Genomic DNA, 26,977 nt, shown 5'->3' with positions numbered 1-26,977 from the left:
TCATGCGGCATTCAGGCTGACCCCGACACCCAGTGCCTGACATGCGCGCTGATAGCCGTAATCCCACTGCAATTGCAGCATTTGCCGGAATTGCGGGTAGGTGGCAGGCATCACCAGCTCGATGCGGTTGGCGCGCCAGTTAATGCGTTTGCCTATCTGGTGTTTTGTCAAAGCACTCGTCATATCGGCGGTATCGACCCAGTAATCGGCAAACTGTTGATTCACCTGGCGGATACGCTGATTGCCATCAAACCCAAGCACTGCCCTCACAGCAGGCAAACCCAGTAAGCGATCATATGGGGCTTTGCGCTCCATCACGACCTGGCTGGCCAGCCGATTCGCGATTTCTATCGGGAATAAATCCACCACACCGCCTATATAAGCCTGCCCTGCGACTTCATGGCAGCGGAAATAATACATATCTGAAATGGAGGCGCGTACTGCATCCTTCAGCGCCACGCCGCTTTGCACGCTGATCTGCGGCGCGATACGCGAGCCGGGAAAATGCACAGGCGCCAGAGGCGACACCATGCCGCTTAAGGCCGCTGCCAGCGCGCCCTCTGCAAACACGGTTTCTTCAAACCAGGGCCCGCCTATGCGACTGCCAGCTGCTGCAGACGGATACAGCACACGGCCTGCAATGATCGCGAGATCTGGTGCGCCCGCATAGGACTGCGGCTCAGGCAAAGGCAGCAGCGGCGGGACTTCAAACAAGTAATCCTGATACAGATCGGGCGCAGTCTGCATAAAGCGCGACCACAAGGCACGCTGCCCCAGATCCTTTAAAGTGGTACTCAGTTTTTTTTGCGGATTCGAACCCAGGCCGCACCAGTATGCATACATTTGCGGTGAACTCAGGAATTCGAGTCTGGATGCATTATCTGGCAAGCCCTGAATGACCGCAGCTGCAATCGCCGCACCACAACTGGCCACCAGCACATCCGGCGCACGCTGATGCTGCTCGAATGCCGCCATCATGCCCAGATAATAGCCAAAGCGAAAACCGCCACCCGCCATCACCAGACAACGCTGGTAAGGCTTGGCCGCAGTGGTTTGCGCCATCGTGCTCATGCTAAGATGCTCAGCCCTTGCGCTGTCTTTTTTTATTTTTTGCTGCATAGCCTGCTTTGTCTGAATTCACTGAAATTTCTGCTGCCAGTCTGCAAACGCCTGAGCGCGCCAGCACGCCTTCTTTGACGATCAGGCTGCTGGTGCTCAATGCGCTAAGTTTTACGCTGATTTATCTGACGACCAATTGGCTGGCTGCGGCGCATCAGGTCAGCCAGCATCTGATGCTGGCCGCCGATGCTGTCATACCGCTGATACCGTGGATGATTATTCCTTACAGCAGCTCGCTTGTGCTGTTTATTTTCATTTTTTATCATTGCGGCACACAGCAACAATGCCGGCAGTATAGCTTACAAATTTTCACGGCCACACATCTGGCGGGAATGTGCTTTCTGCTGATGCCATTCAGACAGCAACATGCTGCCGTGCTGCCTGAAGGCTGGCTGGGCTATGCGTATCAATCCCTGTATCTGATGGATCAGCGCTATAACCAGCTACCGTCTTTGCATGTGGCGTATGCCGCTATTTTCTGGTTTCATTTGCGTCTGGCTATGCACACGCTGCTTGCGCGGCTATTGCTGCATACAGGGATTACCTTGCTGATTGCATCCACGCTGTTCACGCATCAACATCATCTGGCAGATGTGATTGCCGGTGCTGCGCTGGGCTGGCTGTGTATCTGGCGATGCAAGCCACATGATGTACCGCCAGTCGCGGCCTATTACCGGATTGCTGCCGCCTGGCTGGCAGCGTTGGCGCTGTACTTTCAACAGCTGTGGCTATTCCTGCTGACGGCTGCGACCCTGCCCTGTCTGCTGCTGGTGGCGCTTGCCTATGCGCGTGGTGACCGTCACTTCCTGCATAAACATCAGGGACAGCATCCTGTCTGGGTCAGGCTGTTGTATGCACCTTATCTGGCGGGCTACAGGCTGAGCTGGCTGCTGCAACGTTATCTGCTACAGCCCTCCATCCGCATTCAGCAGATCACGCCATTGCTGGCTATAGGCCCCCGTTTGCTGAGTGCAGAAATCAGCCAGCTGCATGCGGCTGGCGTCGTCATCGATCTGAGTGCAGAAATACCGGAACATCCGGCGCTATGCGGCCCGCTGGCTGGATCGACGAAACGCTATCTGCATTATCCCTTGCTCGACATCCTGCCACCCACGCCGCAGCAAATGCAGGAATTAGCCGCGCTGATCCTGCCCTTGCTGAAGGCTGGTACGCCGGTATATTTGCATTGTGCGATGGGCTTTCATCGCTGCCGCCATATTGCACGCTACCTGACTTCCAATTTATGAAAATCTCTGTCTACCAGTTAAAACCCCAATTCCAACGCTTGCTGAGCCCGCTGTTAAGCGCGCTGCAAGGCAGCGGCATCACGCCGAATCAAATTACATTGTTCAGCATGACGCTGTGCCTGCTGTATGGCGGCGCGCTGGCGATGTTCGCCGATAACAAGGTTTTATGGTGGTTCTATCCGTTTGCCATGCTGCTCAGGATGGCGCTGAATGCAATCGACGGCATGTATGCCAATGCCAGCGGCATGAAAACCCGGCTCGGTGCACTGCTCAATGAAATTTGCGATGTGATTTCAGACCTCGCGCTGTATCTGCCGCTGATCCTCTTATTACCTGTGCATCCGGCCTGGATCGTCGCTGTGCTGATGCTGGCTATGCTCAGCGAATTTGCCGGGGTGCTGGGCCTCAGCGTAGGCGCGGCACGTGGCTTTCAGGGGCCGATGGGGAAAAGCGACCGTGCCGTGCTGTTTGGGCTACTGAGTCTGGCCGGTGTATGCGCAGCGCCAGCCAGCTGGATCAGTGCGCTGCTGGCACTGGCCATCCTGCTGTCTGTGTGTACGGTCTGGAACCGGCTGAGCGCTGCGCTTAAGCCGCAGGACAAGGCACAAGACGGCGCGCCAGACTCACGCTGAATATGCCCTGCAGCCCAATCAGGGAGCGGACTTTACGGCAGCCGGTTTCGGCCAACAGCGCATCCAGCTCCGCCTGTGAACGCGGCCGCATCACCCAGGGCTGGCCCTGATGATTATTGAGCGTGCCAGCAATCATCGCTAACTGCGGATGCCAGGGCTGCCCGGTGTAAATGACACAGCCCTGCTCTGCCAGCACGCGCGTGATGCCCCGCACCGCATTGAGTATCAGAGCATTATCAGCAAACAGTTCAAACAAACCGGACACAATCACAATATCGTATTGCGCATCGCCCTGATAACTGGCTGCATCAAACGCATCACATTGCTCGAAACGGGCACTGTCTGCCAGACCCAGCTCAGTCGCCAGGCGCTGTGCGGCCTGCAGATTGGCCTCTGCATAATCGCGTAAGCACAGTGCGAACTTGCGCTCGCCAAAGCGTTTCACTGTCTCCAGCAAATAACGTCCGCCACCTGCTGCCAGATCCAGGATGCGCACAGTCTGGCCAGCGGGCACAGCCTGTATTGCCTCCGATAAGATTTGCTGTAAATGGACGCGGCGCTCACGGATACCGCGCCAGCCCACCGCATCCAGATAGCCACGGTCCAGAACTTTACCTATGCCCCAGCGTCCTGCTGCCTGATTTTTATACACATAATCGAGCGAGCTGCCGGAATCAAAGCCGGTTTCCAAACCGATGCGCATGCCATCACTCAGGCGTCCCAGACTATGGAGCATGCGCTTTTGAATGGCGAAATTCAGTTTTTGCAGTGTGCTTATGCTCTGACCATTGCTCAAGGCCTGATAAGCACGCGCTGACTGCCCATTGCGGTCCAACGTCAGATAAGGCCGTGCATCCGGCAGCGGCAACGCAAAGCAGTGCTGCACAAACTCACGCACTTCCTGATACGCAAGCTGCGTATCCTGCTCGTATAACAGCGCATGAAAGGCATCCGGAATACGCACATATTTTTTGTGTAGCGAGCTGATACGTTCAAAAAATAAGTGCTGCGGCTTTTCTTTGACCACATAATCCCTGCCCGCAACCAGCATCAGCACTGGCACATCCAGCGCCGCCGCATCCGCTACTATCCTTTGTGCGGTATCGGCCAGATCTAACAAGACGCGGGCTGAGATATTTTTCGTGATCAGCTTATCCGAGGCATAGGAACTGGCTTGCTGCGCCGAATGGGTCAGCATACCGGGCCGGATATAACTGGTCACAAATAAGTCAGGCTGAAAACACGTCGCCAGCCTGAGTGCAGGCTTAGCCAGCGGCACATACAGATTGATATCAAATGCCGCTGCAGCCATCGCCAGGCCGCGCAATGGCGGCGCATAGTCATGCACCCAGGTCGCAGCGATCACGGCACCGACACTATTGGCGATCACCACAATTTGCTCCGCAGCGTAGCCACAATGCGCAGATAAATGCTGCATGAAGGCTTCAAAATCCCTGACCAGACACATGAAATCCGGCGCATCACCGCGCTCACCAGGCGAATGACCATGTCCGCGTGCATCCCAGGCAAAGGCTGTGGTGTCAGCGGGCGTGAATTCTTCGACCAGTTGCTGCACACGGCCAGAATGCTCATGCCCACGGTGCAGAAAGACCAGCGCCTTCTTCGCATTATCCGGTGCGCCGCTCAGCGCAGGCCAGTGGCGAAAAAACAGGCGGGTGCCGTCATGTGAAACGAAACCGCTTTCTTCAGCAAGCCGGGTGACAGGCAAGTTAGTAGTCATCTTATTCCATTCTTAAAAAGAAACTCAGCAGCACGCATCTTTGCGCGCATCATTGCAAAATGCGGAGCGCCACATACAAAGCAGGTGCAGTCAGCATCAGGCTGTCAGCCCGGTCCAGTATGCCGCCATGGCCGGGAATCAGGTTTGAAAAATCCTTAATACCTAAACGACGTTTGACAGCAGAAAACAGCAAGTCGCCACAAAAGCCCGCAAGCGCAAGCCAGATACCGATTGCGCACAACCATGGCAGGCTGGCCAGTTGCAGGTAAGACCCCAGCAGCATACAAAACACCGCAGAAAAAAGCATGCCGCCGATCAGGCCTTGCGCAGTTTTATTCGGACTGATGCTGGCCACCACCCTGTGTTTGCCGAACTGTGTACCTGTGAGGTATTGAGCCACATCATTCAGACAGGTGCTCACGATCAGAAAAAACAACCAAGGCAGTCGCGAAGCAGTCCCTATTACAGCATCGGCCGTCAGCAAATACAAAAAGCCCAGCCCGCAACAAGTCCAGCACCAGGCGATCAGTAAACTGGCTTGCCTGTGCTTGCTCATTAAAAAAAACAGATAAGCCGACAAATACACGCAGCCGAGCACAAGGGCAGCCTGCGCAGACTGGTGCATAACGACCAGCGCAAGCGTCATCGCGATCAAAGCCGCGCAGCACAAAGTTTGTGCGAGTTTCGCGCTCAGGCGACAAATATCCTTCAATGCCAGTCCAGCGATCAACAGCGCCAAAGCCAGCACGCCGAAAGGATAGGCCAATAGTGAGGCGGTGATTACCGGTGCGATGATCCACCAGGCATATACCCGTGGCCGCAGTCCCGAATCAGGCTGGCCGCGGGTTGTGATCGCCGTCGCTAGTGTGGCGAGTAGCAAAAAGCTGTAGATACCCAGCGTTGCGATAGCAAGGGAAGACAGTGAAATTAAATGCATGAAAATCAGAGATGGGGTCCAAGCCGTGGACAGGCTATCCAGATCGTCAGCAAAGTGGATTTTGCTGACGATGTTCAATGGACATCTCTGATTATAATCTCGACAAGACAAACTCCGTGCTGAGCAGGGGCCGGATATTTTGTAAAAAATTGCAAGGGTGAGTAAGATCAAGATCGCGCCAGGAGCCTCGGGACTGGCTGCTGTAGCCGTATCAAGGCTTCAGCAAAAACTCTTCAATAATCTGCGCCAGCAAAGCAGGCTGATCGTGATGCAACATATGGCCCGCATCGGCGATCATATGTTTTTCCAGTTGACGGAAATAAGTCAGGCGGCGGTCTATCTCAGGTCGCGCCTGTTCCTTAGGACCCATCCAGCTCCAGATATCGGTATCCTCTGCTTCCATCCACAACACCGGTGCACTGATATTAGCCCAGCATGCCATCATTTCCTCGACCCGGAACAGCAGCGGACTAGTCTGTTTATGCGCCGGATCACCGAGAATCTCCCAGCGTCCCTGCACATTTTCCCTGGCCCAGTGCTGAGACAGGAACGCGGCTTTTTCATCGTTCAGACGTGGATTGGTTTTTTGCAAGCGTGCTGCCACTTCAGCCAGACTGGCATAGGTTTTCAGCACAGGCGGGGTACGCAATTCCTCCAGCCATTTGCGATAGCGTCCCGGGGCTTGCCCGGGCGTAGTAGCAGGCAAGCCAAAACCTTCCAGATCGATCAGGCGCCTGACCCGCTCCGGCCGTGCGCCAGCATACAGACCCACCACATTACCGCCCATACTATGCCCCAGCAAATTCACAGGTTCATCGGGTGAGTAATGCGCGAGCATGGCATCCAGATCACCCAGATAATCGGGAAACCAATAAGTATCGGTACCCGGTGCCTCGGTCAGACCAAAACCACGCCAGTCAGGTGCTATCACATGCCAGTCAGCCTGCAACTGATCGACCACAAACTGGAATGAAGCTGACACATCCATCCAGCCATGCATCATAAAAATTTTCGGCGCATCTTCATTGCCCCAGTGACGTACATGGTAGGCAATGCCACGCAGTTGTATCATCTCGGTACGGGAAGCGCGGCGCGGTGTTTGGTCAGGCAAACTCATAGGATTAATTTTTTTCATCAAGGAATAGCAGTTCAGACAGGTAAGTCCTGATCAATTTACAGTAGCATGTCTGAAAAGGAGCGCACCAGAGCGACACTAAGGAGCAATCAGGCAGCGCAGACTTAAAATAATAGAACGATCGTTCGATAATTATAACGGAGACTGAAGTCGTATGCAGAAAGCCGCAAAAAAACTCCCTGATTGTGATGACTATGCGCAGTTGTATCAGGAATTTAACTGGTCTGTTCCAGAGCGTTTCAATATCGCCGAGGTCTGTGCCCGACGCTGGGCAGCAAACCCGAACCAGATCGCGATCCGGCATGAGGATGAAGCTGGCCTTACCCGCACGCTGTCCTACACCGAATTGCAGACTCAGGCCAATCAGCTCTCCAACCTGCTGAGTCTGCAAGGCATACAGCGTGGCGATGTAGTGGCTTATGTATTACCTCAGCGACCAGAAGCTGCCATTACGCTGATCGCCATCCTGCAAATGGGAGCGATTGCGATGCCGCTGTCGCAATTGTTTGGCCCGGATGCGCTCGAATACCGGCTACAGCATAGCCAGGCCAGAGCCATCATTATCGACCGCTCGGTCTGGGATCAGTTTGCCGGAATAGCTGAACATTGCCGGGATTTGAAAACCTGTATCTGCGTCGATCATGAAGACCTGGATGAAGACTTGCCTGCACTCGGCTGGACCCACTATGTACCGGAAATGCCGGGCGAATTCGAACAGACGGATACCTGCTCCAGCGATCCCGCCATCCTGATTTACACCAGCGGCACCACCGGCGATCCCAAAGGCGCATTGCTGCCGCATTCCGCGCTGATCGGTAATCTTCCTGGTTTCGTCGCTTCGCAAAACTGGTTTCCTCAAAAGCGCGATGTCTTCTGGTCACCGGCAGACTGGGCCTGGACTGGCGGTCTGATGGATGCCTTGTTACCGACCCTGTATTTCGGCAAAACCATCGTCGCCTGGCAGGGTCGCTTTTCTGCGAAAAAAGCCTTTCAGTTGCTGGAAAAATATCGCGTTACGAATACCTTTTTATTCCCGACTGCACTCAAACAAATGATGAAAACCTTTCCGCAGCCACGCACTCAGTTCCGGCTGCGTCTGCGCGCACTGATGTGTGCCGGTGAGCCGCTGGGAGAAACGGTATTTCATTGGTGCCAGCAGGCGCTGGGCATCACACCAAATGAAATGTATGGGCAGACTGAGATGAATTACATCGTCGGAAATTCCCATCAGCGCTGGCCCGCCCGTCCCGGCAGTATAGGCCGCCCCTACCCCGGTCACAGGGTCGCACTGATCGATGAAGATGGCCAGCAGGTTCCCACCGGCTCGCCGGGTGAAATAGCCGTTCACAGGCGTGATATCCAGGGCGAGCCTGATCCGGTATTTTTTCTCGGATATTGGAAAAATGAAGCGGCCACCCGTCAGAAATACAGCGGTGAATGGTGTCGCACCGGTGATCTGGCGGTGATGGATGAAGATGGTTATTTGTGGTATCAGGGACGTAGCGATGATATGTTTAAATCGGCGGGCTACCGCATAGGCCCCGCTGAAATTGAAAACTGTCTGCTCAAGCATCCGTCGGTCACCAATGCTGCGGTAGTTCCCAAACCGGATAAAGAGCGCGGCAACCTGGTCAAGGCATATATCGTAGTCAGCCCTGGATATAGCGCAAATAATGGGCTGATCAGCGAATTGCAGCAATTTGTCAAAAAACTGCTGGCACCCTACGAATATCCGAAAGAAATTGAATTCCTGGATGCCTTGCCGATGACGACTACCGGCAAGGTACAGCGCCGGGTATTACGTTTGCAGGAAATTGAGCGCGCGAAACGCAGTGACAAGGATAAGTAACGAAGACCTGTAGCCGACAAGATTGCACAAGCGCTAGCGCGGGGCCAACTGAACGGTGATCGATTGTGCAGCTTTTTGCGCCACATCGAGTATCGCCTTGCCATAGCCGGTTGCAGCAAAACCCTCGCCGGCGAACACATGCTGACGTCCTACCATCACATCGCCTTCAGCGGTTCCGGTCAACCGGTATTTGGCGACCAGCACACCGGCTTTCGCATCAAATACATTGAGATCAACTTCGATCGCACGTGTCTTTTTAATCCACAAACCAAACAACACCGGAGTATTACGTATGCCTGCATTACGGATGTCGCCGGATATCACGTAGCGCACATCAAAATTTTTGGCGACCTGGGCCAGAAACCCCGGTGTCGGCGGATTTATTTGCCAGTCCAGCGACAGCAAATCAGGGATCGTGCGCACACCAAACTGCTGACTCTGTTCAAGCACACGCGCCACTTCACGCGGGAATCCCTGGGCAATATCATCCACATCCGACAGTTGGGCTGGTTTATTGACGGCAAAGCCAGTCAATAAAACACTGCGGTCCGCATCACGTGCGGGAAACATCGCTTGTATCTGTGTATCAGCCTTTGCCTGACTAAAGCAGAGCAAGTACAAAACACAGCCCAAATAAGACTTTAGGTGTTGACGAAAAATCAGAGAAAATCGTGTGAATCCCGAATTGGACGCAGACATACAGCCTCCTGCAAGTAGATGATTTGATATAGTAACGACATCTGTTCAGGATTCATGAATCAAATCGAAAATGTATGCATATTTTACAATTTAGTTACACTTTAATCACAACATCCTTCCATCTCTGAAACTATCAGGTTGCGCCTATATGAAACTTACCCTTGCCCATACATCTCATACTCAGGCACTACTGGACTTCGAACTGGAGAATCGTCAGCATTTCGAGCAATGGATAGCGAGCCGGGGCGATAGCTACTACCGAAGCGAGCAGGTACGCAGCAGTCTGGAGCAGGCGCAATGGATGGCGAGCGCCGGCCGTGAGTACCACTACCTGGCCTGGCTGGGAGAAGAAATCATAGGACGGGTGACCTTGCGCGGCATAGAACGTGATCATTATCACAAGGCCTCGGTCGGCTATCGCTTCAGTGCCAGACATGGCGGCCATGGCTATGCCAGCCAGGCAGTCAATCTGGTCTGTGCACAGGCTTTTCAAGAGCTGGGTTTACACCGGCTGGAAGCGGTCGTGATCATCGATAATCAGCCCTCCCGTGCAGTGATGAAAAAATGTGGCTTCCAACAATATGGACACGCACGCTCCGCCGTACTCAGGCATGAGGTTTGGATGGATATGCTGCATTTTGAGCGACTTGCTTCTGATGCGCTGATTACCAGCTAAAGCAGTAAACCGCCAGGTGCCAAATCGCATCATCAAGACCGGACATAGCGCATTTCACCCTTCCGATTTTGCAGCCTGTCGCAAAGTCTTAGCTTAGGACGCGAACTTACCGGATACTGCAGCCATCAAGCAGTAACAAGTAAAAACAAGACGCAGGAAGGCAATTACTTCCTCACCTATAAACAAGAACTGATGGAGATCACGATGCGCAAATTATGGATACTGGGAAGCTTACTCATTGCAGGCATGGCACATGCAGAAAGCAATACAAGAGAAGTACCGGCTTTTACTGCAATCAAATGCCGTTGCGCGTTTAACCTCAGTGTAGAAGTAGGAAAAACGCAATCTATCACACTCAAAGGCGATGACAAATTCAATGCCAAAGTCCTCACCGAAGTCGCGGGCAATGAACTGATTATCTCCTACAAAGACAAAAACTCCATCAAAATCAAGGATGACGCACAAGTCATCGTTACCCTTCCCAGCCTGAGCCGTTTCAGAATGGAAGGCGCAGGTGTCGCCAGGATTAATAACATTAACAGCGACGACGTAGAAATTTCTTATGAAGGTGCAGGCATGCTGACTGCCGCCGGCAAGGTAAAAAATCTGCGCCTGAAAGCCCAAGGTGTGGGCATGGTAGAAACCAAGGACTTGTTGACTGAACGCGCCGATGTCAGCGTGGAAGGCATAGGCTCGGTTTCAGTGCATGCCAAAGAAAAACTCAGCGCCTCCGTGCAAGGCATAGGCTCCCTGACCTATTACGGACATCCGCGCAATCTGAGCAAATCGGTTGATGGTATCGGCAGCATCAAGGCTGGTGACTAAGCCAGACTACAGTTTTCTCCTGCCTTTAAACAAGAGAGGTTTTGCCCTGAATAGCTGTGCGAGCAGCCTTCAGGGCTTTTTTATCGCACTCTTCAGCCTCAGTTAAACCCTGGGCTGCGTCTGTGCTTGATTCTGCGGCTGATCCGCTTGCAGCATCAGTTGCAATTCCTCATCACTGAAACCAGCAGTACGCCGCGCTTCCAGATTAAAGGGGCCGCGCAAACGTGGCGCTTTATATTGCAGCGCCAGCTGCGGATATAAAGCGACCGGGTCCAGTCCCTGTTCGGTACAAAAGTGCAGATACCAGTGATTACCAATCGCGACATGGCCGATTTCATCACGATAAATAATCATCAGTATCTCAGCACCACGTGCGTCACCGGCCTGCGCCAGCTTGACTGCCACGCCAGGTGTGACATCCAGCCCGCGCGCCTCCAGCGTGCGTGGCACCAGCGCCAGCCGCGCAATCAGATCCTGTCTGGTCTTGGCCGCCATTTCCCACAGACTGTTATGCGCGGTGAAGTCGCCATAGCGATAACCCTGCTGCTGCAAATGATCACTAAGTAACTGAAAGTGGTAGGCTTCTTCCTTCATCACGCGTAACCAGTCACGATAAAACTGTTCCGGCAAACCGGCGAAGCGCCACAGAATGTCGGCCGCCAGGTTAATCGCGTTCATTTCTATATGAGCCAGCGCGTGGATCAGTACCGCCCTGCCCTCCACCGTATGCATGGCGCGTCGTCCAACCTGACCAGGCGGTACCAGTTCTGGACGCAGCGGCCGGCCAGGGATGCCATCCGGCTCATGGATCTGGATCGCGTTGTCCAGCCTCACATCATCGGGGATAGACAAAGCAAGGCGACATTTTTCTTGTGGATCAGTCTGCAACAATACGTGTAAGGCAGTTGCTTTTAACTCAGGGGCTTGGCTGGGAAATAGATTCATGTTTTTGAAAGAGTCCGGCAATATCATGCGCGGAGCGCTAAAATACGGGGTTTGCATCCTATCAGCGTAAAAAGACAGCATATGCTTCGTGCATACGTCACTCTTAAATCGCAAAGCGTCTTACGCTGATTCTGTTCATGTCCCGCTATTTTACGGAAAAACCATGCCCATCTACCAATTAGGCGATCAAACGCCCGATATCGATGCTTCCGCCTACATCACGGATACCGCGAAAATCATAGGTAAAGTCAAAATCGATGCCCAAGCCAGCATCTGGTTTGATGTCACCCTGCGCGGCGACAATGAACTCATCCACATCGGTGAAAACAGCAATGTGCAGGAAGGCTGCATCCTGCATACCGATCCCGGCTATCCGCTGACTGTCGCCAGCAATGTCACCATCGGTCATCAGGCCATGCTGCATGGTTGCACCATAGGTGAAGGTTCGCTGATCGGTATCCAGGCAGTCGTACTGAACGGTGCAAAAATAGGTAAAAATTGTCTGGTCGGTGCCGGTGCACTGGTCACAGAGGGCAAGGAATTTCCGGACAACTCACTGATCATAGGCTCGCCCGCCAAGGCTGTGCGCCAGCTGACGGAACAGGACATCGCGGGCATGCACAGAAACACCGCCAATTATGCGCAGCGCGGCCAGCTCTATAAAACTGAGCTTAAACGCATAGATTAATCAACTGCCGCAACATGTCTCACGCAGCTGAAGACAGCTGGCTGGGACAGTGTTGTGCAGCTTAACACTCAGCTTCAATTTGAACTTATGAAAACAGATACACTGCAAAAATTTATGTTTGAACATGCCGGCGTACGCGGCGAACTGGTCGAACTGGAGCAATCCTGGCAGCAAATGCAGTCCCACCGCAGCTATCCTAAGGCGGTACAGACTTTACTGGGCGAACTGATGGCCGCCGCCGCCCTGCTCTCTGCCAACCTGAAATTTAACGGCACTATGATCATGCAAATACACGGTGATGGCCCGGTCAAGCTGATGGTGGTCGAATGTGATGCCAATCTGCGTTTGCGCGCGACCGCCAAACTGGCCGATGATGCCGTGATCGAAGACAATGAAAGCCTGAAAGACCTGGTGCATGCGCACGGACAAGGCCGCTTTGTGATCACGCTCGATCCTAACGATAAAATGCCAGGCCAGCAGGCGTATCAGGGCATCGTGCCGCTTGATGGTGATGATATCGCCACCGTCATCGAAAACTATATGCTGCGTTCTGAGCAGCTCGATACCAAGCTCTGGCTGGCGGCCAACGACAAAGTAACACGCGGCATGCTATTGCAAAAACTGCCGAAAATCGGCGGCAGCGAATCCAAAGTCGAAGATGAAGCAGAGGCCTGGAACCATGCAGTGATGCTGGGTGACACCCTCAAAAAAGACGAAATGCTGGAACACAGTGCAGAAACCCTGATGCACCGTCTGTTCTGGGAGAAGACCCTGCGCGTGTTTGAACCTCTGCATCCTGAATTTCATTGCAGCTGCACCCGTGAAAAAGTCGGCGATATGCTGAAAATGCTGGGTGCTGCCGAAATCGAAAGCGCTATTGCTGAAGCAGGACGCATAGACATCAACTGCGACTTCTGCGGCCAGCACTATGGCTTTGATCCAGTCGACTGTGCGCAGTTATTCGTCACGAATACCCTGGCCGAAGGTACAGTAGCGCCGGCAGAGATCAAACACTAATGTCCAGTGAAATCGGCGTTCCGGCGACGGGGCGCTGATTTACGAATAAGTGCGCAGTTTTTTTTATCATCGTCACTGAGCCGGACTTCTGCATATTTATGCATGATCTCTTCCACCTCAGGTTTTGACGCAATAAAAACTTCCACCAGCTTAGGATCAAAATGCTTCCCGGACTGATCCAGCAAATGCGCATAAGCCTCTTCTATCGGCCAGGCTTTTTTATAAGGCCGCTCTGAAGTCAGCGCATCAAACACATCAGCCACCGCGACAATGCGGCCTGCCAGAGGAATCTGCTCCACTTTGAACTTGAACGAATAGCCGCTGCCATCCCATTTTTCATGGTGAGATTGCGCAATTTCTCTGGCCATGGTTAACAAATCTGAAGCATGTTCGCCGATAATCTGCGCACCCATCATAGGGTGGGAAATCATTACACTCCATTCCTCGGTATCCAGTTTGCCGTTTTTCAGCAGAATTTTATCCGGCACACCTATTTTTCCTATGTCATGCATGGCTGAAGAATGGAATACCAACTCTATCCAACTTTCATCCTGCGTAATTTTGCTGGCGATCAGACGCGAATAATAAGTCATGCGTATCACATGGCGGCCAGTTTCATTGTCCTTAAACTCACCCGCACGTGCCAGTCTTTGTATCACTGCCAGATTGGTTTTCTGTAGCTCCAGCGTGCGCTCCTGCACTTTACGTTCCAATTCTATATTTTGCTGATACAGCGCGAGATGGGTACGGATACGTGATAAAACGATAGGTGCGCTAATCGGCTTTGTAATGTAGTCCACCGCGCCGAGCGCCAATCCCTTTTGCCCGTTCTGGATTTCATTCATCGCAGTGATAAAAATAATGGGTATGTTTTTAGTGACCGGATTTTCTTTCAGCATACGACACACTTCATAGCCGTCTTTATCCGGCATCATCACATCCGCGCATGTAGGCATGCAAAAATTGCCTTTATGATACGAACATGTTAGATTGCTTGCTTCAAAATTCAACAACAAAGGAAAAATTTTGGACTATGCAGGTTTCTGGCGCAGACTTGGCGCTTATCTGGTTGATTTAGTGTGCTTACTTCCATTGATTGGAATTAACTATTATTTGGGTTCGCACTTTCGCTTGTTTTACCTGTATTGGTTTTTACCTGAACTGATCATAGGCGTTTGGTTTTCTGTGTATTTGGTTTATAAATATGGTGGAACACCAGGTAAATTATTGTTGAAAACCAGAATCGCAATGGTCGATGGCTCCCCCGTCACGGCAAAAGCAGCGATAGTACGACATTCTGTTTTGTTTATATTTTCGACGCTATCCTCGATTGCCATGGTTTATGCTTGTTTGCAGCTCAGTGATGCAGAGTATTTGTCATTAACTTACATGCAGCAAGCTGAAAAATTGGAAGAATTGGCTCCTTCCTGGTATGGCATCAACATCATCCTCATGAACATCTGGGTCTGGGGAGAATTCTTCACCATGCTTTTTAATAAAAAACGCAGAGCGGCACATGATTTTTTAGCTGGAACTGTGGTTATCAACACTGCGTTGAACAACACTGCAGTCAGCAACTAACTGCACTCAAGTCCGGGGACACGAGGCCGTGTCCCCTTACCCATCTGCCAGCAAGCGCATGCGCCATCGTTCCATTCAGATCCTGCTTTTCTTACTCGCCATCGTCGTCACGGGCTACCTTATTCCGGACAAAACTGTCATTCCGGTTCAGGCGGCCTCTAAAAAAGACTGGAATCGTTCTTCCTTTTGGTTTGAACCCTGGGGCCAGTCGGGTGTACACAAGGGGATCGATATTTTTGCGAAGCAGGGTCAGCCTGTTATCGCAGCAAGCTCAGGTATCGTCATCTATCAAGGACAATTAGGCATTGGTGGAAACGTGATCGCCATACTGGGTCCGAAATGGCGCATACACTATTACGCACACCTGGCCGAACCGACAGCTGCGCCTTGGTTCGTGGCATCTGGCGAGCGCATAGGATCTGTGGGTACCAGTGGTAACGCTGCTGGCAAAGCACCGCATCTGCACTACGCGATTCTGTCTGTGATTCCCCTGCCCTGGCGCTATAGTCAGGCTACGCAAGGCTGGAGACAAATCTACTATCTGAATCCCGATGAGGTGCTTGCTGGCGGAAGCTAAAGACTTATGTCAAATGGCACGTCAAATAGGTGAGCTATGCAGGCCGCACTTCCACACTCAACGCAGTGTCAGAAAGCCGGCCTGCATGCAACAGGTTTATGGTCGTATGCCCCCTGTGGCTTTTAACAGCGTCGCATTCGCATCGTCGCCATCCAACGACCAGGAGAACAGGCCGCCCAAACCTTTTTCTTTGGCGTAGGCGATCTTGGTGGCAATCACAGCCGGATCATCGTAACTCCAGAATTCATTGCCATCGTAAATCCAGAGCTGTTTGGTAACCGGATGCACGTAGCTGGTGGAGCGCTTGAGCTTGAGCACTTTGTAATCATCGATCCCTGCTTCAAAGGTGCCGGGTGCTGCATTGCTGGCACTTTGGTACAGGCCATTTTTATCTGGTCCCGCAGCCACACCACGCCAGCCACGGCCATAGAAAGGTATACCCAGTACGATCTTCGCTTTAGGCATACCCGCAGCGGTCAGCGCCTGCACCGTATCGTGGATATTGTATTTCAGGATGTCGCCCGTGCCCGGTGCGGCAGGATCAGCATACAAATTGGATTGGAAATTGGTCGGCCCAGTCGCATCCCAGCCACCGTGATAATCGTAGCTCATCACGTTCACCCAATCGAGATAAGCCGAGTACAAGGCAGGTTCGGTATTGCGAATTTTATCGACACCGGAACCGATCGCGGCAGTCAGGTAATAACGGCGTTTATTGGTGGCACTCAATGCATTCAGCTGACTGCGGAATTCTGCCAGCAACAGCGTAAAATTCTGCTTATCGGCAGCGCTATAGCCATTGCTGGCCAAGCCACCAGCGACCGGATATTCCCAGTCAATATCGATGCCGTCAAACACGCCTTTGGCGACGCCGGTACCACCCGTTCCTTCTGCCACTGGCAGATTACCTTTGATGTAGAGATTAATGCAGGAGCTGACCAGCGCCTTACGGCTGGCATCAGTCGCCGCTGCCTTACTAAAGTTTTTCGACCAGGTCCAGCCACCTAAGGAAATCATGACCTTCAAACCTGGATTTTTCAGCTTCAGCTTTTTGAGCTGATTGAAATTGCCTTTGAGTTTATCGTCCCAGTTATCGCCGACACCATCGACCGATTCATTGGCTGCGAAGCCGCGCTGATAATCGGCCCAGCCGTCACCACCGTCACCATTGCCAGTTTCAGTACGGGTCACGATATTGCATTCGCCATTCGCATACACATTACCAAACGCATAGTTCAGGAAGGTCAGCTTTTTATCGCCGCCCGCATCCACCAGATTGCGCAGTTTGTAGTTACGTCCGTAAATTCCCCATTGCGCAAAATATGAGCCATGATGCATGCCTACTGTAGGGCTGGGTTCCGGGATGCCGCTACCGTCACCGCCCGGTGCTGGAGTCGCCGAGCATTCGGAAGCAGGTCTTTCTTCCCAAGGTCCCCATTGCGCACCGGGTGTTTCATTCTGGGTGTACCATTTTGCGCGCCAGGCTTTACCCTGATACGTTGCGTATTTGCCCTGGGTGTATACGGTCGCCGCCGACCAGGAATCACAAGCTGCTGCAGCCTGTGCATTCATACTGAAGCTCATGGCGGCACACAAGGCGACGCCATAAAATACCGATTTCATTGCATACATAATTTCCTCCGTTTGGGGATGTAGTCTGATATGTAGGCTGATGCAAAAAAATGTCCCGATAAGCTGCCACTATGAGCCGTGCTTCGCGTTCAAATTTGCGTCAGCTCCAGGGTTTATTTCAGTACGACTTTAAAATGATGCTCAACACAACGCACATAATCGCCCGCCTTTAATGCGTAATGCGGGGTTTGGTAAGACACCAGTTTGCAGGCATAGCTTTTGCCATCCGGACGACGTGGGTCATAACTCCAGTCCTGCTCCCAGTACAGCAATTGGGCACCTGCCCCGCCAGCGGGAAAGGCTTTCATATTGGCGCAACTAAGTGCCTCACCCGCTGCAATCGGTACCGCAAAATATGCGGCCAGACTTTGGTAATAGCTGATACGGTTTTGTGCCTGCGGTTTGTCGTAACCCTGACCACATTCAATCCCGCCATTGATGATGTGTATGGTTGCGCCAAAGCCGGGGATAAGCTGAGCCTGACGATCAGCATCATTGATTTGCCAGCTGCCATCAACCACATGCAGCATGGATGGCTTGGGCGGTTGCGGATAGACGAAGAAGAAAATCGCCGAAGCCAGGTTGAGCCAGGTATCAGCCACCAGCTCTGGCTTATCCAGCAAGGTGCGCACAGTGCCGAACATGGCGTCAGAAAATGGTCCATAGTTGTAGTTGTACGAAAGCTGCTTCGCACCACGGCCATAGTATTTCTTCCAGCGTCCACTGGCATCTTTACCGCAAGGCCAGGTTTGCCCTTGCCAGGTCGATGGTTCACATTCCGCGTTATAGCCGCAGCTGGTATCGTTATCCGAGCAGCCCGCTTCACGCAAAAAATACAGGCCCTGACGCCATTGCGGCACACTGGAATTCGGATCGTGTGCGCCGGTTTCCTGAGCAAAGTGGGCGAACATAGTGGCCAGCGTCTTACGACAAATCGCCTCGGCATTGCGGCCATCGCTATAGTCGTCACACACCGCAGGAAACTTGGCGATGGCTTGCAAAAAACGCGTATAGCTATAACTCGCATCACGCAAAGGGAACAGCGTTTGCCAATCAGCCGCACTCAGTATGCGTTCCACCCGTTTCACATTCAAAGGATTGGCGCTACGCCCAGGCTGCACCGCATCGACCGCTGCGCTATCCAAAGTCCGCACGCTGGCCTGGATACGTTTAAACAGCGAGTTATCGGTTTTTTTTGCTTCTTCTGTCTCGGCCTCTTTGCGGCTGGGGACAGCCGGACTGCCCGCAGGATTGCCAGCGTCGCCGGGATTGCCGGGATTACTGCTATCCGGCGTACACTCTCCCGGCAAGCGCGCTTCCCATACATCGGCTGCACCCGGCTGATTATTCTGGCTCCACCATTTGGCGCGCCAGACTTTGCTCTGCACCTGGACATAATCCCCCTTCACATAGACTTTGCTGGCTTGCCAGGGTGAACACACCGGTGTCGCAGCATAGGCCGCAGGTGCAAACGCGAATAACAGACTGATTAATTTGAGCTTCATCGCCGACCTCATTTGATATAGGGCAGATAGGGCTGTTCGCTACGCAGGGCATAGGCTTTGCCATTGATGATGACGCTGAAGTTAGCTGGCCCGGCAACTGGCAGGAAGTAATTCAGCGTCATGCTGGTGCTGGCGTTTGGTGGCAAACTCGACCAGGCTGGCAACTTAAAGGACATGCGATGCAAATCCCCCTTCAGGCCACCGATGTTATTTCCACTGTGTCCGCTACTCAGCACGCGCAGGCCCATGCCAGACTGATCGCTGGTGTTATCCGGTGTGGAAGTCGGCAAATCGAACTGGATTTCTGTACCTCCTGCCAGCGTAAAACCGGAGCGGTTAGTGATTTTCAGCGTGGGGTTAATCGGATAATTAGCATCGCCTAATTTATAGCCTGAGACTTCGACCAGTAAATCGATGGCAGCCGTTGGCGCAGCCTGCTTAGAACGCAGATTGCCATAAGGGGTGGCCGTGCTAAAGGCTTGATAAAAACTGCGCGTTAAACTGCTGCCCATAAAATACTCACCGCGCGTGGCATTCCAGTCATAGTCACCAGCCAACTCCCAGAACATCACCCCGCCTATGCCCTGCGCGATGATCCACTGCGCTTTTCTTTGTACCGATGCTTCATCTTCCGTCGACAGAAACACGTTTTTCTGTGCATTCCACAACCAAGGCGCTACCAGCGTCGCATCGTAATTGCGCACATAGCTGCCCACCAGTCTGTCATCCGGATTGCTGGCCGGATTGAGGCCATAGCTGGCCAGATAAGAACCGGCTACACCACGTTCCAGGTTTTTCGCATGCCACATAGGATTACCACCGGCAGGTACTTCCTTGCCCTGTGCATCCAAGTCACGCCACAGATTGTCGATACCAATCGCACCCGCGCCGCACACCGTGGTCCCGGGCGGGCAATTGCTGCCCAGCGATTTGCCCCACAGCCCATTGGTTCCACCGCTCACATTACGCCAGCCACGGGTGTAATACGGCACACCGATATTGATACGACCCGATTGCATCGCGCCACGCAAATAGTGATACGCCCAGTCGGTATTCAGATAGCCGATACCGCCATATTGTGCAGAGCTGTACACACTCCAGCGCGCCAGTTCTGCGTCTTTACCATCATCAAACAAAGCGGCATTCGGCCCGACAAACTCGTTCCAGGCACCATGCAAGTCATAAGACATCAGATTGGCAAAATCCAGATAAGCCAGTGCCGGTGAGTTTTCCATACCACGCAACAGATAGGCCGAAGCCGGAGCGGCAATCGTCAAAAAGTAATAGCGATTATCCTGCGCCGCCGCTGCATCCAGCTTTTCACGCAGGGTTTTCATCAAGGCCGAATAGCTTTTCATGAGACCGGGACGGCGCGCATTGGCGATGTTAAAGTCGAGTGGATTACCCGCATCTTTCATCGAAGTCGGATACTCATAATCGATATCGACGCCATCGAAATTGTATTGGCGTAAAAACGCCACCACAGAATCCGCAAAGGTATTGATACCGGCCTGATTCACACTATTGTCAGCATTGGTCGTCATCGCATAAAAGCCACCGCTATTGACGCGCTTGCCGGTACTGTCGAAATAGCCGCCAGTCTCCGCCCATCCGCCAACCGAGATCAGGGTCTTCACTTGCGGGTTTTGTTTCTTGAATTTATTGAGCAGATTGAAGTGCCCTTTATACGCATAGCCTGGGTCCATTTCCGCACCCGCTACGCCTGGCCATTGCAGGCTGGTCGCGGCATTTTTAGGGTCACTGACATCACCGACAGAGATGCGGTTTTGGCTGTCCACATGCGCAAACGCATAATTGATATGGCTGAGCTTATCCCAGGGAATCTGATGCGCCAGATAAGCCGGGCTACCATCTTTACCGGTGCGCCAGCTGGTGAAATAGCCGATCACACGGCGCTGCAGCTTACCCAGTTTTTCACGGCCATTGCTATCGTAAGCCTGACAGTAAGGCGCATTTACACCCGCAGTCACTGCCATCCCATCAGGCCGGCACAGCGCACTACCCGGTGGCAATGATGGCGTAACCAGCACAGGATCTGACGATCCGCCACCACCGCCACCGCCTCCCCCACTGCCACCATTGCAATTCGCGACAAACTTCCAGGGACCATCCGCATCATTTTTAGGCGGATTCGCCTGCGTCCACCACTTCGCACTCCATTCCTGATCCTGATACGACACCTTGGCACCACCGTTATAAGCCTTGGCTGCATCCCAGGCTGGCGAACTGCAGGCAGCCTGAGCCTCCATCGTCACGACCGCACACAAACTGAGTCCTAACAGCTGCGCGCAGCGCATAGTAAGTTGTTGTTTCATGTCTCCCCCAAGTGATCATCCATTTGCTCAGGCCCATTGCCTGCTCACCGAATTTTCGTTAAGGCATATGACGCGACAGCAGCGTATTCACACCTGCTGCTGCGACGACCTACACCCTCCTCGCCCATGCTGACGCAGACCAGAACAGCGCAATTTTTGCGCGCTCTTGGTGACTAATTTAGTGACTTATTTTGGTATTAATCTGGTACTAGATGAGCAAGTCCAGTCTAGAAGAGAACAGCAGGCCTGCAAGTGGTTTTTGTCTACGCTTACAATTTCGTATTTCGTTAAATACTTGCCCAGAGAACACATATTCAAACCAGGCTTAAACATGTAACTGGTATTAAACAGGACAGGGAATTTTGAATAGCACTGCAGGCGCAGAAATAGGGAAACGGAAATACCGACAGGAAGATGCGCCGGTGTTTCGTTTGGATCTTGAGGCTAGCAGGCCGGGATTAAAGATAACCAGTACAGTCCCGCCCGTCAGCAAAGGCGACAAGCGGAATAGCTCTCCATATCTGGCCAGGTAACATCTGGATTTTTCTCACTGTTTGAGCGGACTGGAACAATTTTATTCTTTCTGTGCTATCCAGCCTTTATACAGATATATTACGGGTAATTTATAAATTAACATTTCAGCGAACCTGAGACAAAAAGATGACTGAAAGCATACAAAAAAAACGCTTACGTATCCGGCCACCCCGAGTCAGAATTACCTACGATATTGAAACAGGCGGCAACATTGAACACCGTGAGCTTCCGTTTATCGTCGGCATACTGGCGGACTTATCGGGGGATCTCGCTACAGATCAGGTGACGACGCCCTTAAAAGAACGAAAAATGACAGACATCGATCGTAATAATTTCAACGATGTCATGAAAAGTATCCGTCCACGGGTTGATCTGCTTGAGATCACACAATCTTCAACAACGATTGCGGCACTGCTGTCCACGCCGGATGATCAGCAACTTATACTCGAAAACATCGCTGATTTCGAACCGATGCGCATCATTCAAAAACTGCCAGGTTTGCACTCCTTGTATGAATCACGCGGGCTTATCCGCAGCATGCAGACACGTTGTGCAGGCGACGATGACTTTGCTCAGCTGGTCAGTGTATTCGTACTAAATAAAGACGCATCAATACCGGGCGAAATTCCGACCGCTACAGACCAGCTCCAATCCCGGCTAAGGGTAGCCTTCATGGAAATGCATGCTGCAGATAAGGCTGAAACCGATGTGGATACGACTTTACGCTGTCTCTCTCATTTATCTTTACAGTTAGATTCTTACTTAGAAAAAAATCAGGATATCAATCGCCAGCTATATATTCAGAAACACAGTGCTGTTGCAGTCATTGATGAACTTATTGTACATTGCGATCAACAACTGAGCAGCGCCTTAAACGCCATTTTGCACTGCCCAGGCTTTAAACAGGTGGAAGCGGCCTGGCGCGGCTTAGCGCACCTGGTCTTTAACACCGACACCAGCACTCTGCTAAAACTGCGTGTTTTTAATGCCCGGCAGGCAGAACTGAGCATGGACTTGGTGAAGGCCGTTGAATTTGACCAAAGCGCCTTGTTTAAACTGATCTACGAAGCAGAATATGGTACTTATGGCGGCTTCCCCTATAGCTTGCTGATTGGCGCTTATGAGATTGGGGCAGATGCAGCAGATATCGACTTTTTAAAGAAAATTTCAGCAATTGCCGCTGTCGCGCATGCACCGTTTCTCGCTGCGGCATCGAGCAGTCTGTTTGGCTTAAACGGATTTGAGCAACTCCACAAACCGCGTGAGCTGGCAAAAATATTTGAAAATGCCGACCTCACAGCCTGGCGTGAATTCCGTGAAACGGAAGATGCACGTTACGTCTCGCTGGTGATGCCACGCGTTTTACTGCGTCCGCCTTACGGCAATCCGGATAAGCGCACTACGATAGCTTGCGAGGGATGGGATTTCGAAGAAAATATCTGCAGCGACGACCCGACCCGGTATTTGTCTGCTGCAGGCAATCTGATTGGCTATGCAAAACCAGATCATCCAAATCTGCTCTGGGGCAATGCCGCCTACGTATTGGCTGAGCGCATTACCAATGCCCAAGCGCTGTATGGCTGGCCAGCCGCAATCCGTGGTGTACATGGTGGTGGACTGATTGAAGGCTTGCCCTCCTACCGCTATACCAACCATGCCGGCAGCCAGGAAATGATAGGCGCGATCGAAGTCTCAATCAGCGAGCGACGCGACAAAGAACTGAGCGAGCTGGGCTTCATCGCTCTGTCTTGTTGTAAAGCGACTGGTCGTGCTGCCATCTTCGGCGGGAAAACAACCCATCTTCCTAAAAAACACTTTTCCGATGATGCCAACGCCCAGGCAAAAATTACAGCGATGTTGCCTTACGTCTTAGCTGAGTCGCGCTTTATGCACTACATCAAAGTCATCATGCGCGACAGGATAGGCAGCTTCATGACGCGTTCTAACGTCGAATCTTTTTTAAATAACTGGATCGCCAACTACGTCTTGCTTGATGACGATGCCTCGCAAGAAGCAGAGGCAGCGTATCCCTTGCGCGAAGCATCCGTCACGGTAAGCGATGTGCCTGGCGAACCCGGCACCTATCGTGCGACCATCTTTTTAAAACCGCATTTCCAGTTAGAAGAATTGAGCACTTCAATTCGGCTGATCACGGATTTGCCGGGCTAACATGGAGTCGCATTCACCATCCCTTTAATCATTAATGGAGCTAACATGGATTTAATTTTATTTCAGCCTGGCGACGCAGGTGTATTAAGCGCGGGGACAGGCAGTGTGACTCAGGAAGGCTGGCCACTGACTAATACTGCCAACGCCTTCAACCCCGCCAATAAAAATCCCTGCCTGGAACTAATCTCGATTCATCAAGGTATGAAGCAGCCAATCACCACAGATGCCAGTAATCAGGCACGTACTTCAGGTCGTCCGGTGATTAGCGAAATTACATGTGTCAAGTATGTCGATGCAGCTTCCGTCAAATTGTATGACTACTGCCTGCGCGCCATACCGCTGGGTCAAGGGGCAGCCGCACCGACGTTCATTTACTTGCTACGCAATTCCGGCGATGCACTGAGTAACATCATCACGATACAGTTAAGAGATGCCATCATCAGCGAGATTCAACTCCAATCGAATCCGGATGATATGCCGACTGAGCAGTTCAAACTCTGCTTCACTGAAATTTTATGGACATACTCTGCGCAGTCCAATGATGTGACCTTAGCAGACCAGCATACCAGTGGCTGGAGTGTCGCGCGCAACAGACCGATTAGCGCCTTTAGCTAATTTAAAGAAATTACAGCCCGTGCTTTGCATGGATTAAGTCAACAGGCGGCTAATTCTTTTGTCATACTCAATTGTCTTCGCCTGCGAAGTTATACAAGTCAAAATCAACCGCAAGTCGCAGTGCTGCCAGCCTTTGAATCAGGGTAGCAGAAAGATGCAAACCCGGACTTGATCCATAGTAGTAGCCTACGCAGCTAATACCCATTTCGCAGTTCGATCCTAAGTCGACAACTGCGTCTGCGCGCGTTTCAAGGCGAGCCAATAGTGCGTCAATATAGTCCTGCAAAAAACCATCGCCACGTGGAATTGGGCTCAGTAAGCGCCACAGTTTTATCTTCGGAAAGTCACCTGACCTGGATGCTCCGATAACCGTCACTTCCGTTGGCTCAGTCTGTAGCTGTGCAGTGATGGCCTCTACCGGGCAGTTGCTCGCCTTAACCCAGAAATACGCAAAAACATCGCTTTGCTCTGTCACCCATGCACCTCAAGCTTGATTGTATATTAGGCCGAATCTTTGCTCAGCCATGCCTCACTAAGGCTATAGCTGGACACTTTGTGAAAACACCGAGGTGAAAAAATTTGGGAATAGTCATCAGTGTCAGGTGTGAGCCGTGTGGATCTCACTCAGGGTTCAGCCCTGAGCCCGAGCGGCATTCATGTGGAACAGCCCCCAGCCATGACCATCGGGGTCGACAAAACTATGTGAATACATGAAGCCTAAGTCCTCAGGCTGATCGTAACTTGAGCCACCCGCAGCAAGCGCCCTGGCGACCAGGCTATCGACTTCTTCACGACTGTCACAATGCAAATTGATCAGCATTTCCACTGCCACACTGGTATCGCAAATCGCTTTAGGCGTGAAGTCACGAAACCGGTCACGCGTACACAGCATCACAAAAATCGTATCGCTGAGCACCACACAGGCCCCTGCATCACTGGCGAACTGAGGGTTATCCGCAAACCCGAGTGCCTTGAAAAACGCAATCGACTTAGGCAGATCAGCAACCGGCAGATTGAGGTAGATTTGTTTGTTCATGGGTTTGCCTTTCTGGTGTGGGGGTTGAGTGAAGTTTTTTCGGCAAAGATCAGGCTAAACGAATAATGGTCTGTATCGTTGATTCCATACTGAGTGCTAAGTTAAGACGCATCGCTATGATCTCCAACATCATCAAAACTATCAGTGGCACTTGCGCCCGAAATGTAATGTCTGTCGCCCGAATCGCCAGGTACTTCATCCATTGCTTTGCGTAATTTTCGATCACGTGCGGCATCCCAAATTAGCCTACCTCCGATGAACAATAAAACACATGCGCCAAAATACCACTCCAAACCCAACAGCCTATAACCTATCGTGCCGATCGTGGCAGCGGCGCTGCAGAAGAGTATTCCTAATATGTCTTTAGTCTTCATCGAATCTTAGATCCTAGTTAAGCAAAACCAGAACAGGAACTGCTTAATTCAAGTCAAATACTCTTCGGTGGCCAGCGATAGCCCAACACCGAGTCCCTTGTATAGGAATGTTCTCGTACCTGGTCCAATTGATTCCCACCAAGCAAATGTATGTGCTCTTGGTCAAGGCTTAGGAAAAATCCAACGTGTCCCTTCCAGCCCTTTGGATTTTCGCGAGACAAGACTACGATGCACCCCGGAAGCGGCTCACTCAAAGCCTCACCCCACTCAAGCCATGATCTTGCGAGAGCCGAATTTGTACCAACGATTCCCACCTGAGCGAGTGACCAGTTGACAAATGAGGAACACCAGGCAGCCTTGTCATCGTAGCCGCGTATGTTTGTATATTCATGGTACTCGGTGACTCGCGGATTGCTTTGTCCAAGCGGAAACGTACGGACGCCGACTTCTGCAAAGGCAACTGACATCCAAGGAGGCTGCTGCATATGGGTTATGACTTAAATTAAAGTAAAGAATGACATTAACACAATGGAGCAATGGACTCAACCTTGTTCCAGTGAGTTCAAAAAGAAGCATGGCAAATCATCTTTTATAAACCTTTTTATTCACAACCATTCTTTCACTACGCTGTCTCATTAAATATTACATCCATAGCCCCCACACAAAACACCCATGCCAAAAACAAAAAACCGCACTTCCCAGTGCGGTTTTTTTCATACTCATAAATCGCTTTGTACCAACAACAGCGCAATCAACAATCAGAATGCAGCGATGCCGGTTTGGGCGCGGCCCAGGATCAGGGCGTGGATGTCGTGGGTACCTTCGTAGGTGTTCACGACTTCCAGATTGACCAGGTGACGCGCGATGCCGAATTCGTCGGAGATGCCGTTACCGCCCAGCATATCGCGGGCGACACGGGGGATGTCCAGTGCTTTGCCGCAGGAATTGCGTTTCATGATGGAGGTAATTTCGGTGTGCAAATCGGCCAGCTTTTTTTTTGAACCTAGTTCTTTCCGAAGTCTGAGGCCCTGTCCATGTCGATCGTGCTCATGATCTGATCTTTACATGGGACATTTGCGCTCGCAGCATGCGCAAGATCCAACATGTC

General features: G+C 51.9%; 25 protein-coding genes and 1 pseudogene. 11 read left to right on the top strand and 15 right to left on the bottom strand.

Annotation, left to right across the window (positions count from 1 at the left end; genetic code table 11):
- Nucleotides 1-1,071: a patatin-like phospholipase family protein gene (locus tag H8K43_RS00790; protein WP_186902098.1), complete on the bottom strand. Its 1,071-nt coding sequence runs from the start codon at nt 1,069-1,071 to the stop codon at nt 1-3.
- 56 nt (nt 1,072-1,127) lie between these two features.
- Here H8K43_RS00790 and H8K43_RS00785 point away from each other — a divergent pair, with 56 nt between their 5' ends.
- Nucleotides 1,128-2,366 (top strand): phosphatase PAP2 family protein, encoded by a 1,239-nt coding sequence (locus H8K43_RS00785; protein ID WP_186902097.1) that lies wholly within the window; start codon nt 1,128-1,130, stop codon nt 2,364-2,366.
- Nucleotides 2,363-2,998: a CDP-alcohol phosphatidyltransferase family protein gene (locus H8K43_RS00780; protein ID WP_186902096.1), complete on the top strand. Its 636-nt coding sequence runs from the start codon at nt 2,363-2,365 to the stop codon at nt 2,996-2,998. The genes H8K43_RS00785 and H8K43_RS00780 overlap by 4 nt, the downstream gene beginning before the upstream one ends.
- Here the strand turns inward: H8K43_RS00780 and H8K43_RS00775 are convergent.
- From H8K43_RS00775 to H8K43_RS00765, 3 genes are all read right to left on the bottom strand, one after another.
- Nucleotides 2,952-4,739: a bifunctional alpha/beta hydrolase/class I SAM-dependent methyltransferase gene (locus H8K43_RS00775; protein WP_186902095.1), complete on the bottom strand. Its 1,788-nt coding sequence runs from the start codon at nt 4,737-4,739 to the stop codon at nt 2,952-2,954. The genes H8K43_RS00780 and H8K43_RS00775 overlap by 47 nt on opposite strands.
- Before the next feature lie 49 nt (nt 4,740-4,788).
- On the bottom strand, nt 4,789-5,676 hold the full coding sequence (locus tag H8K43_RS00770) for a phosphatidate cytidylyltransferase (protein WP_186902094.1): 888 nt from the start codon (nt 5,674-5,676) through the stop codon (nt 4,789-4,791).
- Between the two features lie 211 nt (nt 5,677-5,887).
- A complete protein-coding gene (locus H8K43_RS00765; RefSeq protein WP_230403604.1) occupies nt 5,888-6,811 on the bottom strand; it encodes an alpha/beta fold hydrolase in 924 nt (307 codons plus the stop codon).
- Between the two features lie 154 nt (nt 6,812-6,965).
- Between H8K43_RS00765 and H8K43_RS00760 the strand changes: the two genes are divergently transcribed.
- Nucleotides 6,966-8,660 carry an acyl-CoA synthetase gene (locus H8K43_RS00760; protein WP_186902093.1) on the top strand — a complete coding sequence of 565 codons (1,695 nt, stop codon included), beginning with the start codon at nt 6,966-6,968 and terminating at the stop codon, nt 8,658-8,660.
- A gap of 33 nt (nt 8,661-8,693) precedes the next feature.
- Here the strand turns inward: H8K43_RS00760 and H8K43_RS00755 are convergent, their stop codons facing one another.
- Nucleotides 8,694-9,230, bottom strand: coding sequence for a flagella assembly protein FlgT middle domain-containing protein (locus H8K43_RS00755; protein ID WP_186902092.1), 537 nt, complete (start codon nt 9,228-9,230; stop codon nt 8,694-8,696).
- 277 nt (nt 9,231-9,507) lie between these two features.
- On the opposite strand from H8K43_RS00755, the gene H8K43_RS00750 reads away from it, so the two are divergent.
- Both H8K43_RS00750 and H8K43_RS00745 read left to right on the top strand, forming a co-directional pair.
- Nucleotides 9,508-10,035, top strand: a complete 528-nt coding sequence (locus H8K43_RS00750; RefSeq protein WP_186902091.1) for a GNAT family N-acetyltransferase — start codon at nt 9,508-9,510, stop codon at nt 10,033-10,035.
- Nucleotides 10,036-10,239: 204 nt separating this feature from the next.
- Nucleotides 10,240-10,860: a head GIN domain-containing protein gene (locus H8K43_RS00745; protein ID WP_186902090.1), complete on the top strand. Its 621-nt coding sequence runs from the start codon at nt 10,240-10,242 to the stop codon at nt 10,858-10,860.
- Nucleotides 10,861-10,962: 102 nt separating this feature from the next.
- On the opposite strand, the gene H8K43_RS00740 is transcribed toward H8K43_RS00745, so the two are convergent.
- Entirely contained in the window at nt 10,963-11,805 is an 843-nt protein-coding gene (locus H8K43_RS00740; RefSeq protein ID WP_186902089.1) for a ferritin-like domain-containing protein, read from the bottom strand.
- A 163-nt stretch (nt 11,806-11,968) separates the two neighbouring features.
- Here H8K43_RS00740 and H8K43_RS00735 point away from each other — a divergent pair, with 163 nt between their 5' ends.
- Nucleotides 11,969-12,493 (top strand): gamma carbonic anhydrase family protein, encoded by a 525-nt coding sequence (locus tag H8K43_RS00735; protein WP_186902088.1) that lies wholly within the window; start codon nt 11,969-11,971, stop codon nt 12,491-12,493.
- 87 nt (nt 12,494-12,580) lie between these two features.
- Entirely contained in the window at nt 12,581-13,510 is a 930-nt protein-coding gene (hslO, locus tag H8K43_RS00730; protein ID WP_186902087.1) for an Hsp33 family molecular chaperone HslO, read from the top strand.
- Here hslO and H8K43_RS00725 read toward each other — a convergent pair.
- Nucleotides 13,507-14,466, bottom strand: coding sequence for an HD domain-containing phosphohydrolase (locus H8K43_RS00725; protein WP_186902086.1), 960 nt, complete (start codon nt 14,464-14,466; stop codon nt 13,507-13,509). The two genes, hslO and H8K43_RS00725, sit on opposite strands and share 4 nt — an antisense overlap.
- Before the next feature lie 70 nt (nt 14,467-14,536).
- Here H8K43_RS00725 and H8K43_RS00720 point away from each other — a divergent pair, with 70 nt between their 5' ends.
- Together H8K43_RS00720 and H8K43_RS00715 are read left to right on the top strand one after the other, a co-directional pair.
- Nucleotides 14,537-15,091: an RDD family protein gene (locus H8K43_RS00720; RefSeq protein WP_186902085.1), complete on the top strand. Its 555-nt coding sequence runs from the start codon at nt 14,537-14,539 to the stop codon at nt 15,089-15,091.
- Between the two features lie 58 nt (nt 15,092-15,149).
- Nucleotides 15,150-15,668 (top strand): M23 family metallopeptidase, encoded by a 519-nt coding sequence (locus H8K43_RS00715; protein WP_186902084.1) that lies wholly within the window; start codon nt 15,150-15,152, stop codon nt 15,666-15,668.
- A gap of 96 nt (nt 15,669-15,764) precedes the next feature.
- On the opposite strand, the gene H8K43_RS00710 is transcribed toward H8K43_RS00715, so the two are convergent.
- The 3 genes from H8K43_RS00710 to H8K43_RS00700 all read right to left on the bottom strand — a co-directional run bounded on the left by H8K43_RS00710 (nt 15,765) and on the right by H8K43_RS00700 (nt 21,141).
- Nucleotides 15,765-17,300 carry a glycosyl hydrolase family 18 protein gene (locus tag H8K43_RS00710; protein ID WP_186902083.1) on the bottom strand — a complete coding sequence of 512 codons (1,536 nt, stop codon included), beginning with the start codon at nt 17,298-17,300 and terminating at the stop codon, nt 15,765-15,767.
- A gap of 113 nt (nt 17,301-17,413) precedes the next feature.
- Complete coding sequence (locus H8K43_RS00705; RefSeq protein ID WP_222610918.1) at nt 17,414-18,805, bottom strand: glycoside hydrolase family 19 protein; 1,392 nt, start codon at nt 18,803-18,805, stop codon at nt 17,414-17,416.
- Nucleotides 18,806-18,813: 8 nt separating this feature from the next.
- A complete protein-coding gene (locus tag H8K43_RS00700; protein ID WP_230403603.1) occupies nt 18,814-21,141 on the bottom strand; it encodes a glycosyl hydrolase family 18 protein in 2,328 nt (775 codons plus the stop codon).
- A gap of 660 nt (nt 21,142-21,801) precedes the next feature.
- Here H8K43_RS00700 and tssC point away from each other — a divergent pair.
- Together tssC and H8K43_RS00690 are read left to right on the top strand one after the other, a co-directional pair.
- Entirely contained in the window at nt 21,802-23,844 is a 2,043-nt protein-coding gene (tssC, locus tag H8K43_RS00695) for a type VI secretion system contractile sheath large subunit (RefSeq protein ID WP_186902081.1), read from the top strand.
- Between the two features lie 45 nt (nt 23,845-23,889).
- Nucleotides 23,890-24,459 carry an Hcp family type VI secretion system effector gene (locus H8K43_RS00690; protein ID WP_186902080.1) on the top strand — a complete coding sequence of 190 codons (570 nt, stop codon included), beginning with the start codon at nt 23,890-23,892 and terminating at the stop codon, nt 24,457-24,459.
- A gap of 67 nt (nt 24,460-24,526) precedes the next feature.
- Here H8K43_RS00690 and H8K43_RS00685 read toward each other — a convergent pair whose 3' ends face one another.
- From H8K43_RS00685 to H8K43_RS00665, 5 genes and pseudogenes are all read right to left on the bottom strand, one after another.
- Nucleotides 24,527-24,934 carry a DUF4279 domain-containing protein gene (locus tag H8K43_RS00685; RefSeq protein ID WP_186902079.1) on the bottom strand — a complete coding sequence of 136 codons (408 nt, stop codon included), beginning with the start codon at nt 24,932-24,934 and terminating at the stop codon, nt 24,527-24,529.
- 156 nt (nt 24,935-25,090) lie between these two features.
- Nucleotides 25,091-25,495: a VOC family protein gene (locus H8K43_RS00680; protein ID WP_186902078.1), complete on the bottom strand. Its 405-nt coding sequence runs from the start codon at nt 25,493-25,495 to the stop codon at nt 25,091-25,093.
- Nucleotides 25,496-25,596: 101 nt separating this feature from the next.
- On the bottom strand, nt 25,597-25,869 hold the full coding sequence (locus H8K43_RS00675; protein WP_186902077.1) for a hypothetical protein: 273 nt from the start codon (nt 25,867-25,869) through the stop codon (nt 25,597-25,599).
- Nucleotides 25,870-25,922: 53 nt separating this feature from the next.
- Nucleotides 25,923-26,336, bottom strand: coding sequence for a TIGR02594 family protein (locus H8K43_RS00670; protein ID WP_186902076.1), 414 nt, complete (start codon nt 26,334-26,336; stop codon nt 25,923-25,925).
- A gap of 291 nt (nt 26,337-26,627) precedes the next feature.
- Nucleotides 26,628-26,843 (bottom strand): annotated as a pseudogene (locus H8K43_RS00665) (acyl-CoA dehydrogenase family protein); the annotation flags it as partial.
- Nucleotides 26,844-26,977: the final 134 nt, after the last annotated feature.

Source organism: Cognatundibacterium curvum, assembly GCF_014284235.1.
GTDB classification, from domain to species: Bacteria; Pseudomonadota; Gammaproteobacteria; order Burkholderiales; family Burkholderiaceae_D; genus Undibacterium; species Undibacterium curvum.
The sequence above is the reverse complement of the archived record's forward strand: the minus strand, read 5'-3'. Positions and strand labels throughout refer to the sequence as shown.

Coding starts and splice junctions, on each gene's coding strand:
- H8K43_RS00790 (WP_186902098.1), bottom strand. CDS start 1,071: ATGAGCACGATGGCGCAAACCACTGCGGCCAAGCCTTACCAGCGTTGT.
- H8K43_RS00780 (WP_186902096.1), top strand. CDS start 2,363: ATGAAAATCTCTGTCTACCAGTTAAAACCCCAATTCCAACGCTTGCTG.
- H8K43_RS00775 (WP_186902095.1), bottom strand. CDS start 4,739: ATGACTACTAACTTGCCTGTCACCCGGCTTGCTGAAGAAAGCGGTTTC.
- H8K43_RS00770 (WP_186902094.1), bottom strand. CDS start 5,676: ATGCATTTAATTTCACTGTCTTCCCTTGCTATCGCAACGCTGGGTATC.
- H8K43_RS00765 (WP_230403604.1), bottom strand. CDS start 6,811: ATGAAAAAAATTAATCCTATGAGTTTGCCTGACCAAACACCGCGCCGC.
- H8K43_RS00760 (WP_186902093.1), top strand. CDS start 6,966: ATGCAGAAAGCCGCAAAAAAACTCCCTGATTGTGATGACTATGCGCAG.
- H8K43_RS00755 (WP_186902092.1), bottom strand. CDS start 9,230: ATGTTTCCCGCACGTGATGCGGACCGCAGTGTTTTATTGACTGGCTTT.
- H8K43_RS00750 (WP_186902091.1), top strand. CDS start 9,508: ATGAAACTTACCCTTGCCCATACATCTCATACTCAGGCACTACTGGAC.
- H8K43_RS00745 (WP_186902090.1), top strand. CDS start 10,240: ATGCGCAAATTATGGATACTGGGAAGCTTACTCATTGCAGGCATGGCA.
- H8K43_RS00740 (WP_186902089.1), bottom strand. CDS start 11,805: ATGAATCTATTTCCCAGCCAAGCCCCTGAGTTAAAAGCAACTGCCTTA.
- H8K43_RS00735 (WP_186902088.1), top strand. CDS start 11,969: ATGCCCATCTACCAATTAGGCGATCAAACGCCCGATATCGATGCTTCC.
- hslO (WP_186902087.1), top strand. CDS start 12,581: ATGAAAACAGATACACTGCAAAAATTTATGTTTGAACATGCCGGCGTA.
- H8K43_RS00725 (WP_186902086.1), bottom strand. CDS start 14,466: ATGCCTACATGCGCGGATGTGATGATGCCGGATAAAGACGGCTATGAA.
- H8K43_RS00715 (WP_186902084.1), top strand. CDS start 15,150: ATGCGCCATCGTTCCATTCAGATCCTGCTTTTCTTACTCGCCATCGTC.
- H8K43_RS00710 (WP_186902083.1), bottom strand. CDS start 17,300: ATGTATGCAATGAAATCGGTATTTTATGGCGTCGCCTTGTGTGCCGCC.
- H8K43_RS00705 (WP_222610918.1), bottom strand. CDS start 18,805: ATGAAGCTCAAATTAATCAGTCTGTTATTCGCGTTTGCACCTGCGGCC.
- H8K43_RS00700 (WP_230403603.1), bottom strand. CDS start 21,141: ATGAAACAACAACTTACTATGCGCTGCGCGCAGCTGTTAGGACTCAGT.
- tssC (WP_186902081.1), top strand. CDS start 21,802: ATGACTGAAAGCATACAAAAAAAACGCTTACGTATCCGGCCACCCCGA.
- H8K43_RS00690 (WP_186902080.1), top strand. CDS start 23,890: ATGGATTTAATTTTATTTCAGCCTGGCGACGCAGGTGTATTAAGCGCG.
- H8K43_RS00680 (WP_186902078.1), bottom strand. CDS start 25,495: ATGAACAAACAAATCTACCTCAATCTGCCGGTTGCTGATCTGCCTAAG.
- H8K43_RS00675 (WP_186902077.1), bottom strand. CDS start 25,869: ATGAAGACTAAAGACATATTAGGAATACTCTTCTGCAGCGCCGCTGCC.
- H8K43_RS00670 (WP_186902076.1), bottom strand. CDS start 26,336: ATGTCAGTTGCCTTTGCAGAAGTCGGCGTCCGTACGTTTCCGCTTGGA.